General features: G+C 35.6%; 9 protein-coding genes. 3 read left to right on the top strand and 6 right to left on the bottom strand.

Annotated features, from left to right (window positions below; translation table 11 throughout):
- Positions 1–9: 9 nt before the first annotated feature.
- The 5 genes from ilvN to NG806_RS04025 form a co-directional block, all read right to left on the bottom strand.
- A complete protein-coding gene (gene ilvN, locus NG806_RS04045) occupies positions 10–546 on the bottom strand; it encodes an acetolactate synthase small subunit (RefSeq protein ID WP_261512059.1) in 537 nt (178 codons plus the stop codon).
- A gap of 11 nt (positions 547–557) precedes the next feature.
- Positions 558–2,297 carry a biosynthetic-type acetolactate synthase large subunit gene (ilvB, locus tag NG806_RS04040; protein ID WP_261512058.1) on the bottom strand — a complete coding sequence of 580 codons (1,740 nt, stop codon included), beginning with the start codon at positions 2,295–2,297 and terminating at the stop codon, positions 558–560.
- A 10-nt stretch (positions 2,298–2,307) separates the two neighbouring features.
- The gene (gene ilvD / locus NG806_RS04035) at positions 2,308–3,990 is read right to left on the bottom strand and encodes a dihydroxy-acid dehydratase (RefSeq protein ID WP_214825457.1); all 1,683 of its coding nucleotides are present in this window, start codon (positions 3,988–3,990) and stop codon (positions 2,308–2,310) included.
- On the bottom strand, positions 3,983–4,882 hold the full coding sequence (gene ilvE, locus NG806_RS04030; protein ID WP_214825459.1) for a branched-chain-amino-acid transaminase: 900 nt from the start codon (positions 4,880–4,882) through the stop codon (positions 3,983–3,985). Before ilvE ends, ilvD begins: the two co-directional genes overlap by 8 nt.
- 711 nt (positions 4,883–5,593) lie before the next feature.
- Positions 5,594–6,382, bottom strand: coding sequence for a helix-turn-helix transcriptional regulator (locus NG806_RS04025; protein ID WP_261512055.1), 789 nt, complete (start codon positions 6,380–6,382; stop codon positions 5,594–5,596).
- A 168-nt stretch (positions 6,383–6,550) separates the two neighbouring features.
- Between NG806_RS04025 and NG806_RS04020 the strand changes: the two genes are divergently transcribed.
- The 3 genes from NG806_RS04020 to NG806_RS04010 are packed head-to-tail and all read left to right on the top strand — an operon-like array spanning position 6,551 to position 10,521.
- Complete coding sequence (locus NG806_RS04020; RefSeq protein ID WP_261512054.1) at positions 6,551–7,870, top strand: TolC family protein; 1,320 nt, start codon at positions 6,551–6,553, stop codon at positions 7,868–7,870.
- Positions 7,871–7,879: 9 nt separating this feature from the next.
- Positions 7,880–8,926 (top strand): HlyD family secretion protein, encoded by a 1,047-nt coding sequence (locus NG806_RS04015; protein ID WP_261512052.1) that lies wholly within the window; start codon positions 7,880–7,882, stop codon positions 8,924–8,926.
- Positions 8,927–8,931: 5 nt separating this feature from the next.
- Positions 8,932–10,521, top strand: a complete 1,590-nt coding sequence (locus NG806_RS04010; RefSeq protein WP_261512051.1) for an MFS transporter — start codon at positions 8,932–8,934, stop codon at positions 10,519–10,521.
- A 141-nt stretch (positions 10,522–10,662) separates the two neighbouring features.
- Here the strand turns inward: NG806_RS04010 and NG806_RS04005 are convergent, their stop codons facing one another.
- On the bottom strand, positions 10,663–11,166 hold the full coding sequence (locus tag NG806_RS04005; protein ID WP_261512050.1) for an endonuclease V: 504 nt from the start codon (positions 11,164–11,166) through the stop codon (positions 10,663–10,665).
- Positions 11,167–11,172: the final 6 nt, after the last annotated feature.

Genomic DNA, 11,172 nt, shown 5'->3' with positions numbered 1-11,172 from the left:
ATTTATTTTTTACTGATAGGCCATTTTTTCAAGGGCACTAAGCTTTTTGTGAAAACCCTCATTTGATTTGATGACCGCTACCCTTCCGCTTCTGATAAATTCTATAAGACCGTGTGGCTCTAAAATTTCAAGAAAACGATCTATCTCTTCGTGATGCCCTACAATGGTGAAAACCGTATAATCATTTCTTACACTTACAATGGTAGCTCCGTATTGTCTTAATATCCTTTCAACATAAAACTTCTCAGAGACCACATTCGTTTCTATTTTGAAAAGAGCCAGTTCCTGCCATACAATTTCATCATTGGTATTATAGTACACTTTAATGACTTCAACCAGCTTCTGAATCTGTCTCGACACTTTTCTTACAGTCTCTTGCGAAACTTCTACCACAATGGTAAATCTTGAGATCCCTTCAATCTCTGTTGGAGAAACATTTAAGCTTTCGATATTGATTCCTCTTCTGGAAAAAACCATTGCTATTTTGGTAAGCAACCCAACCTGATTTTCGGTGAAAACACTTATTGTATATTCCTGTTTATTCATTTCATTTGTTTTTATTTTAAACGGATCTCACTTACACTGCAGCCCTGTGGAACCATAGGAAAAACATTGTTTTCTTTTCCTACTTTTATTTCTAGCAGATAAGCTCCGTCGGTATTAAGCATTTCTTCTAATGATGATTTTAAAAAAGCTCTTTCTTTTACCTGCTTTCCTTTAATACCATAAGCTTCTGCAACAGCAGAGAAATCAGGACTTGTAATATCTACGAATGAATACCTCTTGTCGTGAAAAAGCTCCTGCCACTGACGCACCATGCCTAGAAAAGAATTGTTAAGAATGATCATTTTTACGCCTATTCCAAATTGTGCAATAGTACCGAGCTCCTGAATATTCATCTGAAAGCCTCCATCACCGGCAATACAGATCACATGTTTATCCGGATTGGCCATTTTTGCACCTACTGCAGCTGGCAGACCAAATCCCATTGTCCCTAATCCACCGGAAGTAACATTTCTTTTGGATGTCTTAAATTCTGCGTAACGGCAAGAGATCATTTGATGCTGGCCTACATCTGTGCAGATAATATATTCTCCATCGGTCAACTGATTCAGATATTTTAACACCTCACCCATCGTAAGCTCCTCTGTTGTTGGATTCAGCTCCTTTTTTACGACTTCTTCATTTTCCTCATTTCTAAGTTCTTTAAACTGATTCAGCCATTCATCGTGGGAATTCTCATCAAGAATCTGAGTTAATAAAGGAAGAGTTTCTTTACAGTTTCCTAAAACAGGAACATCAGCTTTTACATTTTTATCAATTTCTGCAAGATCAATATCAAGATGAACCACTTTTGCCTGTTTTGCATATTGATCCAGTTTTCCGGTAACGCGGTCGTCAAAACGCATTCCTACCGCAATGATGACATCACAATCATTGGTTAATTTATTGGGAGCATAATGACCGTGCATCCCCAACATTCCTACATACAAAGGATGTTCTGTTGAAATCGCTCCTAAACCTAAAGCTGTAGAAGCTGCGGGAATTCCTGTTTTCTCAATTAATTCTTTAAGTTCTTCCTCCGCCTGGCCAATAATTACACCCTGCCCAAATAATAAGAATGGTCTTTTAGCGGTATTAATCAGTAAAGCGGCCTGTTCTATATATTCAGTTTTAATTCTTGGTTTTGGATGGTAAGACCGTATAGAATTACAGATCTCATATCCCTGAAAATCTATTTCCTGAAGCTGGGCATTTTTAGTAATATCAACCAATACCGGACCTGGACGGCCAGATCTTGCAATATAAAATGCCTTAGCCAGTACCTTTGGAATATCCTCAGCATCAGTTACCTGGCAATTCCATTTCGTAACAGGGGCTGTTACATTGATCACATCTACTTCCTGAAAAGCATCAGACCCTAAAAGAGAAGCATAAACCTGTCCCGTAATACAAACAACTGGAGTACTGTCGATCATCGCATCTGCAAGCCCTGTCACCAGATTGGTTGCTCCGGGTCCACTTGTAGCAATAGCAACTCCGATATTTTTAGAAGATCTTGAAAACCCTTGTGCAGCATGAATAGCTCCTTGCTCATGTCTAACCAGAATATGTTGTAAATCATCTTTGTAATCATAAAGAGCATCATAAATTGGAATGACGGCACCTCCAGGATACCCAAAGACCGTATGTACCTTTTCAGCTTTAAGAATTTCTAAAATTACTTCTGCTCCCTTCAATTTTCTTCCCGTATGGGAAGACCTTTCTTTCTGTAATGCACTGAATGTTGATTCCATTATATTTGATTTAAAAGTCTGTTATACATCCTTGAGAAGCATCTGATACCAGTTTTGCATACTTGTATAGAACACCTGTTTTTACTTTATAATCCGGTTGTTTAAAACTGGATTTTCTTTCCTGTAATTCTTTGTCTGATATCACAAGGTTAATGGTATTTTTCACGGCATCAAGCTCGATGATATCATTATCTTTTACCAAACCAATTAAACCGCCTTCAAAGGCTTCAGGAGTAATATGCCCTACTACAAAACCATGCGTTCCTCCTGAAAAGCGTCCATCAGTAATTAAGGCTACGTTCTTTCCTAATCCAGAACCCATTAATGCAGAAGTTGGTTTTAGCATTTCCGGCATTCCGGGCGCTCCTTTCGGACCTTCATTCTTGATGACGATCACATCACCTTCCTGTATTATTTTATCTTCAATACCTTTGATAAATTCTTTCTCACCATCAAAAACCCTTGCTTTTCCCTTAAAGAAATCCCCTTCCTTTCCGGTAATTTTAGCAACACATCCTCTTTCAGCAAGGTTGCCGTACATGATCCGGATATGACCAGTTTTTTTGATAGGATTATTGATATCACGTATAATATCCTGCTCACGTTCAATAATCGATGTGACATTTCTAAGGTTTTCAGCGATCGTTTTTCCGGTTACCGTAAGACAGTCTCCATGAAGAAGACCAAGGTCCAAGAGATATTTCATTACTGCCGGTACTCCGCCTACCTGATGAAGGTCTTTCATCAGATATTTTCCACTCGGTTTCAAATCGGCTAATAAGGGCGTCGTATCACTTATTTTCTGAAAATCATCAAGGCCTAAATTATGTCCGATACTTTTTGCTATGGCAATAAAATGGAGAACGGCATTGGTACTTCCCCCCAGAACCATAATGATCCTTAATGCATTTTCGAAGGCTTTAGGAGTCATGATATCTGAAGGTTTGATATCTTTTTCCAATAATATTCTTACATAATGTCCCGCAAACTCACATTCTTCTTTTTTCTCCTTACTTAATGCCGGATAAGAAGATGAATAAGGGAGGCTCATCCCTAATGCTTCAATAGCAGAAGCCATTGTATTGGCAGTGTACATTCCGCCACAGGCACCAGCACTAGGACAGGAATTTTTGATAATTCCGTCGTAATCTTCGTCAGAAAGTTTTCCTGCTATTTTATTTCCCAGGGCTTCAAAGGCAGAAACAATGTTAAGATCATTCCCTTTATAATGTCCGGCTTCTATACTTCCGCCATACACCATAATAGACGGTCTGTTTAATCTTGCCATTGCCATCAGAGATCCCGGCATATTTTTATCACATCCGGGCACGGTGATCAATCCGTCATAATATTGTCCTGCACATACTGTTTCAATACTATCAGCGATGATATCCCTGCTTACAAGAGAATAACGCATTCCATCTGTACCATTCGTCATTCCGTCACTGATTCCAATGGTATGGAACATCAATCCTACAAGGTTTTGTTCGTTGACTCCCTTTTTAACCAGCTCAGCAAGTCCGTTTAGATGCATATTACAGGTGTTACCATCATAACCCATACTTGCTACTCCTATCTGAGCTTTTTCAAAATCTTCCTTTTTAAAACCTATACCATAAAACATAGCCTGAGTAGCCGGTTGTGTAGGATCCTGGGTAAGAACTCTGGAATATTTATTAAGCGTTTCACACATACTGTTCCTGTTTTAAATAGGTATAATCTTCATCAAGAACCAAGTGCCTGTACGCCTTTTGAATCATTGCAGACACACTATTTTCCCATTTTAATTGAAATGGAATATTATTCAAGGACTCTAGTGCCACTACTTCCGCCGCAGTTCCACAGAAGAATCCGGCATCTGCTCCTTCCATTTCTTCAGGTTTAAAGAATTTCTCCTCATAATATATCCCTAACTGATCGCATATCTCAAATACCGTAGATCTCGTGATCCCCGGCAGAATACTTCCTTTTGCCGGAGTATATAATTTTGAATCTTTCTCGTAAAAAATATTTGCCCCTGAACTTTCAGCTACGTTCCCATTTCCATCTAAAAGCATAGCTTCATCAAATCCCTTATCTTTAGCTTCCTGAGAAGCAAGAATAGAATTTACATAATGTCCGCTTGCTTTCGCTTCTATTTTAAAAGCCTTAGGATTAGGGCGTTCAAAAGATGAAGTCATAATTCTTGCGTGATCGGATAAATATCCATTATCCCAGCTCCAGGCTTCTATCACTAAAGAACTTTTGTTTCCTTTTGATAAGCTCATGTTAGGGGAGCAGATTATTAACGGTCTGATGTATGCATTACTTAAATTATTCATTTCTAAAAGCTTATACGTCAAATCAATCATCTCCTCAGTGGAATATTCGAAAGGGATCATCATCAGTTCAGCTGATCTTTTCAAACGATCATAATGTTCTTTTGCTTTAAAAATTTTCGTCCCGTTCTTTGTCTTATAAGATTTAATTCCCTCAAATACAGCATATCCATAATGAAGTGATTGTCCGTAAAGACCCGTTGAAGCTGTAGAAGCTTCCTGGAACTTTCCGTCATAATAAAGCATCGTTTTCTCGTTGTAATACATATTTATTTTTTAAATTATTTTTAAGTTTAGACATAAAAAAAGCTATTCTTATCGGTTGAGGCTAAATATTGATCAGCAAAATTTATTTAACCTATCCCGATTCCAAAAGCAATACATGAAGTTCTTTCTAATTTTGATTCAAAACTAAGGCTTGTATATTTTCTATCTTTCATATTTTATTTAAAACTACAATATTCAAATAATGAAAAAACAAATATAAAACACTAATAATCAAATATTTAAACTAGCTAATTCTACAATAGCAGAATTATAGAAAGACTTCATATCTGCAATTATAAAATCGGCAATCCTTTTGTATTTGAACATTCAAAGGAAGATTTCACAAATTGTCCAATGCTGTTGACTGTCATTTTTTCGTTGTAATACATATTTCTGTTTTTAGATTAATTTTAAAATTTGGGCATAAAAAAAGCCATCCGGATGAGGATGGCTTTCTAATATTTTTATAGAGTTTCAACAATACCATCGCTCATCACCGGAATCCGATAATGACAATAACGATAGTAATAATATTGTTGAATGTTCTATTCATTTCTATTTTTTGATCTGACAAATGTATAAACTTTTTTCAATTAAAAAAATATTTTATCTTTTTTTTAATTAAATCTCAATAAAAAGCAAAATGCTTAACCGTATTTACAATCAGTAAAGGCCTGAAATATCATTCTAAGTTAGATTGTTTATTATCGTTTAGAGCATGGATTTAAACTCTGTAGGCCTCATATTCGTTAATTGTTGAAATGTATTGCTAAATGCAGAGATGTTAGAATAACCGATTTCATAAGCAATCTCACTCATAGTCAAATTGGTGTCTTTAAGCAGTTCCATTGCACGGATAATCCGCAACATTTTTACATACTGAATGAACGAAATTCCAAGTTTGCCAGTAAAAGCGCGTGTCAGACTTCTTACACTAAACCCAAATTGATGAGCTACCTCTTCTAATGTCAGTGGATTTTCCAGATTGTTCTTAATAAATTTAATTATCTCAGTGAGACGCTCATCATTGGTGGTGGGGAGCTGTATCGTAAATTTTTTTAAATTCTCTTTAGGAAGCAGATGTTTCATTGTCAGTAGAAACTCATATTCCCACGAATCGGGAAAGAAATCACCATTCCAATGTTGTCCAAAATTTAAAAGCTCAGAAAGTAAATTACTAACCGGATATATCCCCAGATCATCATAAAATGGGTGCTTGAACTTTTCTTCTTCCGGAAAATAAATATTGATGATATCAAGATCTTTAGAATTGAACATCAAATTATGCGAATACATTTTCGGCATCCAGATATAGTGATTGAGTGGAATATAAAGATCCTTTTCTTTGGTCCTTAATTTTGCCATCCCACCAATAACCAATAATAGCTGCCCTTTCTGGTGTCTGTGCATAGGAAGCCTCTGCTCCCACTGCTGCCTGATTACCAATATCGATACAGGATGGGCATCAACTTTTTCTCTTACTTCTTTTATGTTATTCATGGGTATGAATTGCTTAATAATTACAAAACCGCGATCCTTGATAATAACCTATCAATAAAGGATGAGCTAAAACTCTTTGGCCAGAATAAACAAAAATAAGGCTAATATTATAAAAAGACTCATTTTATTACGCAATAATTTTGCCTGTATAAAATTGTAATCTTAAAAATGAAAAGATATATCATACTTCTATACCTTGTAATTTCAGTAGGTATAAAGGCACAAACACAGTACAACCCACCTACATTAACGCTGAATGAAATCTGGAATATATCCGAGTCACAAAATAAACAGCTGAAGCTTGCCAGCCTGAGTAATGAAGAAAGTGAAATTGGTATTTTAGAAGCAAAGGATAAATTGTTACCGGAATTATCAGTGGTAGGAGACTTTCGTATCAACTCTAAGTTTCTTCTTTATGAAAACGGATTGTTTTCTTCACCTCAAAGTGTTCCAATAAAAGATTATGGCTACGGATTGGGCTACAATATAGACTATAATCTTTATAACGGAGGAAAGGAAAAAAGAAATATTGAAATCAAAAAAGAAGAGAAAACACGTAAACAGTATGAGTTTGAACTACAGAAAGATAATGTTAAATACATGATTGCCGCTTCTTACTATGATCTATACAAATTCCAGGAATTTGAATCCTTGATTTCAACAGAGATTTCAACAGAAAAAAAGCAGCTTTCTACCATCGAAAGTCTTAATCGAAATGGTATTGTACTGAAAAGTGATGTATTAAGGATTTCTGTTAAACTGTCACAATTGGAGCTTAGTTATTCTGATGTAAAAAAGAAAATTGATCTTACCAAACAACGCATCAACATCCTGATGGGAAGAGGAAGCGCAGAACCATTGGAAATTTCTTCAGAAGATATTTTAGAACCTAGCGATCTACAAGGATCAAACTATGAAGATTATCTTGCGGCGGCACTCAACAATTCACCTGATCTTAAGATCGTTAACAGTAATCTTACATTAAGTGAGCTTAATATTAAACAGGTAAAAGCAAACCTATTACCCAAAGTTTCTTTATACTCCAAATATAACTATACCTACCCCCAAATTTCATTCTATCCATATTCCAATGATATCTGGGGGTTTGGACAAATAGGATTAAAAATGACCTACTCTATTGATAATCTTTACAAGAGTAAACATTCTGTAGCTCACGCATATAATTTGAATAAGCAGGAAATTGAGAAAAATGATATGAAGCGGGATGAAATATCAATTAAAGTCAAAGAAGCTTTTCTCGAAAGACAGCAAGCCAGCGAAAGCGTACAAACAGCAGAACTTACCATCAGGCAAAGTACAGAAAGTGTAAGGGTAATACGAAATAGTTATCTCAATCAGCAGTCTCTTCTGACAGATCTTTTAGATGCTGAAAATATTTTACTACAGGCAAAATTCAATCTTACATCTGCACAGGTAAATTTAAGACTAAGTCATATAAAACTATTGATTATCACAGGAATACTTTAAAATAAAATTATGAATAAAAATAAAACAGATCACATTGTAGTGGCAGCAACACAATGGTTAGGAATATTATTATTAATTGCAATTATCATTTGGACAGTGCTTCACTTTTGGAAAGGATATTGGTGTGAACAAACCAATGATGCACAGATAGAAGCTTATTTATCACCTGTAAATGTGAAAGTGGGTGGATATATCAGCAAGATTTATTATCAGGACAATCAGGAGGTTCATAAAGGAGATACTCTTGTGCTTATTGAGCGGGATGAATATGATTTAAAAAAAGAAACAGCTTTAGCCGAATTAGCTACATCCCAAGCCAAACTTCCAATCTTAAGCGCAAGTGAAGAAACCCAGAGTAGAAATATAGATGTCATCAAAGCCCATATTCTGGGAATTAAAGCCAAACTGGATCAGCAGCAAAAAGAGTACGACCGCTATAAGAACCTTCTGGCTGATGAATCAACTACCCTACAAAAATTTGACAATGTGCATACCTCGTTACTCACTAATAGATCCGACTATGATGAAACACTTGCAGCACTTCGTGCAGCAGAATCAAAACTTAATGATATTAAAGCACAGCGTTTAGCCATCAATGCGGAAATAAAAGTAAAAGAAGCATCAATAGAAAGACAGGATCTTGATATAAGATATACGGTGATCATCGCACCATTTGACGGTAAGATAGGCAAAAAAACCATTCAGGAGGGGCAATTGATCCAGCCTGGACAAACTCTGGCTTTTCTTGTAAACAAATCACAGGAGAAATGGGTGACAGCCAATTTTAAAGAGACTCAAATCAAAACATTCAGGATTGGGCAAAAAGTAAATATAGAAGTAGACGCCTTTCCTGATGAAACATTCTCAGGCACCATAGAATCTCTTTCTCCTACAACAGGCTCACGCTATTCGCTTCTGCCACCAGATAATGCAACAGGAAATTTTGTCAAAGTTATACAACGAATTCCGGTGAGAATTAAACTTACAGAAAGTAAAGAAAAACTTGCTAACCTGTCAGCAGGAATGAATGCTAATGTGTACATCAATAAAGATTAGATCCAATGCAAGCCCACAACATACCTATATTTAAAAGTTGGATACCCGAATGGCTGGCCAGAAGCGTAATTTTTGCAGTATTGATGACTTCACTCTTCAATTTTGCCTTATATGGAAGACCCATGAGCATGGCAGGTTATTACGGAGTTCAACCTTCTGATGTACAATATGCCATGGTACTAACCTATGCATCAGCTGTAACATTTTTAGCTCTGGATTTTCGTATCACCAAATATTTTGCCCCCCGAAAGTATCTGATTATAGGACTTACTGTAAATTCAGTGAGTTCATTAATATGCTTTTATTCTAAAAACTGGGGTGTTTTTCTGATCTGCGGACTCGTTCAGGGAATTGCCTGTGCCCTCATTTGCAGCATCGTCCTCAATATGGTATTCTCCCGTTTGCAGTCTACAAGAGCAAGAGTAATAGGTTATAGTATTTTCTATGGAGCCATACAAATAGCAGTGCCCGTTTATGCAATTTATAGTAGTGTTCTACTTGATGTATCAGACTTTAACTGGTTATTTTTCGGACTGATCGTGATGCTGGTTGCTTTGTTATTTGTGATTTTAATAACAATGAATTCAAAAGCAAGGTTTCATAAAAAGATGCCCCTCTACAAAGTGGACTGGATCGGATATTTATACTATCTTACTTTTTCTTCTGTTGCTGGATATATTTTGATATATGGTCAGCAACTCAATTGGTTTGATAGTACGCTTATTGTTCTTTTGACCATATTCTTTATTATTCTGTTATTTCTTTTCATTGCCAGAGAAAAAAGGTTGAGACATCCAATAATTAATTTACAGATTTTTAAAGCTAAAAACTTTATAATAGGCTTATTATTACTTTTTGTTTTTTACATATTTAAGGGAACAACCGGACTTACATACGGGTATATAGAGGTCGTACTGGGAACCGATCCGCTTCATATCATCCCTATTTGGCTAGCTGTAATCCTGGGTACAGCCGTAAGTATGTTTGTTACAGCCCGTTTTATCTTAATGGGAGTTTCCTTAATAAGGATTATTATAACAGGGTTTATCATTATGGCTTGTTATTATTTTTACATGCTACATTTTGTATCTTCAACAGGTGAAACTAAAGATTTTATTCTTCCGTTGTTTATCTATGGAGTTTCTACGGGGGTATTATTTGTTCCCATTGTGTCTTTTATGGCTTCCTCTGCACCCCCTAAAGTTGCTTTCAATGCTTCCATGGTTGGTATATTTGCACGGTTCTTAGGATTTAGCACCAGTATGGCTGTAAACAATTACACGCAATTATACACCAGATCTGAAGCAAACGATAAAGTCCGAGAATCAATAACAGAAATCAATCCTCAGCTATCACTCACTTTACAAAATATACAACAGGCCTATTTGAATGCAGGTAATGATATATACACTTCAAAAGGAGCTTCAAATGCCTATCTGAACTACTTTATAAAAGAACAGATATTGATACATTCAACGAAAGATTATTATGATGTGATGCTGGTTGGATTACTGGTTGTAATCGTTATTTTAATATTTCTACCGGGAATACAAAATATTGTTCTCAAACTGCGAAAAGGCAGCATTCCATATTAATCATTTAGCAATCAATTGTTTATCTAAATAAAGAATAGGAAGCAGAACTTTATTTCTGTTTCCTATTCTTTTGTAATATGCTGATATCATAAAAAATCAGATGAATAATTACAATCACCGATTTCTTAGAAATAGATTAGATTATTCAATCCTTGTTAATTGATCTAATTTTTTAAGTAATGTTGGTATTCTGTACGATCCATGCATTTGTTCTATTTTGGTTTTTAAAAGATCCACATCCATTCCTTTTGATGTAAGAAATAATGGTGTCTTACTCTCACCCCTATAGATTTTTCTCCTTTGAGAATCTGGAGTTGAAAACTCATTTTTTGCAATTCCAACTACAGGATATTTTTCTTCTAAGGTTTGGTGTAAATAACCACCTAGCCCTATTTTTCCTTCATCATTTAAAGTTACATAACCATCCACCAAAAGAATATCTCCTTCTTTAAGATCTATTTGTGACAATAGACTCAATATGCATGGAAGTTCCCTTTTGTAGAAAGCTCCACTTTCATAGTCAGACGTAATATTTGTTTTTTCACTGTAAATTGTCGTTTCTTCAGCATCTTCCCAATCTTTAAATGCAAGGCAAATTGTATTGGCATATTCTTCATAGTAATACGTATCAAAAGCGTAAATCATATTCAA

The organism is Chryseobacterium paludis, from assembly GCF_025403485.1.
Lineage (GTDB): Bacteria > Bacteroidota > Bacteroidia > Flavobacteriales > Weeksellaceae > Chryseobacterium > Chryseobacterium paludis.
Note: the sequence above shows the minus strand (reverse complement) of the source record. Positions and strands in the feature narration are given on the sequence as shown.